General features: G+C 68.1%; 1 pseudogene. It reads left to right on the forward strand.

Annotated elements, in window-relative coordinates:
- A pseudogene (locus EOA33_RS35770) lies at window positions 1–1,393 on the forward strand (AsmA family protein); the annotation flags it as partial.

Consider the following 1,393-nt stretch of genomic DNA (forward strand, 5'->3'; position numbering starts at 1 on the left):
GCCTGGTCGTCCAGGGATGTCGACGAGGCGATCCGCCGGCTGCCGGCCGCCGGTTTCAAGGCCAAGGTCGATCTCAGCGAAAAGCGGCAGGCCTTCAGCGATCTCGAACTGATCCTCGGCAAGGCGAAGTTTTCCGGCCGCATCGATTCCAGCCAGCCGGACGACGCCAGGCCTTCGGTGCTGATGCGGCTGGAGGGCGGCGAGCTCGACGTCGACGGGCTGGCGGCTTTCGCCTCGATCTTCGTCAGCGACAAGGGCGCCAACCGGTTTTCCGACCGCGACCTCGACTTCCAGATCAAGGCCGGGCCGGTCAGCGCCGGCGGGCTGACGGCCGACATGGTCGACACGGCGCTGAGGCTGCGTAAGGGATTGCTCGAGATCGACCGGCTGTCGGTCGGTGGCCTGGCCGGCACCTCGATCAGCGCCACAGGGCGGATCAAGGATTTCCCAGAGAGCCCGACCGGCAAGCTCGATGCCTCTGTGGTCGCCGTCGATCTCAAGCCGCTGGTCGACGTGGCCGCCCAGCACTATCCCGACAATGAGCTGCTGAAAGGACTGGCGGCCCGGGTGGCCGCCTATCCGCAACTGCTCCAGGATGCCCGTATCGATCTGGTGACGAGCGCCGCCGATAATGGCGACGGCACGATCGGCCTGGCGATGAGCGCGCAAGGCAAGGCGGGCGGCTCGGCCTTTTCGGCATCGCTGTCGGGCAAGGGCAAGGCCGATCAGCTGGCCGAAGCGCCGCTGGCGCTGACCTTCAACGCCAGGAGCCCGGATGCCGCCGCGTTGCTGGCGCTCTACGGCCTGCCGGCATTGCCGCTCGGCATGTTGGGTGAGGCGACCACCGATATCTCCGCCAAGGGCTCGCCCAGCGGCGGGCTGGCGACGGACTTCAGCTTGGCGGCCGACGACTTCAAGGCCGAGTTCCAGGGAACGGTTGCCGATACGCCGCAACAGGGCGTGTCGGCCAAGGGTAAGGTCAGTCTCGAAGGTTCCGACATCGAGCCCTGGCTGATGACGACCGGCGTCGGCCTGCCGGGCATGGGGACGGGAACCTCGGCCTCGCTGGCTGCAGATGCCGATTTCGGCAGCGGTCTGCTGGTGCTGAGCGGGCTGAACGGCGCCATCAACGAGGCGGCCGTTTCCGGCGACGTCAATGTCGACGTGAAGGATGGAATGCCGCACCTTGCCGGCGCGCTGGCGCTCGACGAGCTCGATCTCGATCCGACGGCGGTGGCGCTGTTCGGCGATCAGTCCTTCCTGGCCGGCAAGGGCGGCTGGCCGACGGCACCGTTCAGCCAGAAGTCCAGCCTGCCCTTCACCGCCGACCTTGATCTGACCACGGGGGCGCTCGCCGCCGGGCCGTTCGCCACCGCCCCTGCCGCGTCGCTGT

The sequence above is a fragment of the Mesorhizobium sp. M4A.F.Ca.ET.050.02.1.1 genome (assembly GCF_003997725.1).
GTDB lineage: Bacteria > Pseudomonadota > Alphaproteobacteria > Rhizobiales > Rhizobiaceae > Mesorhizobium.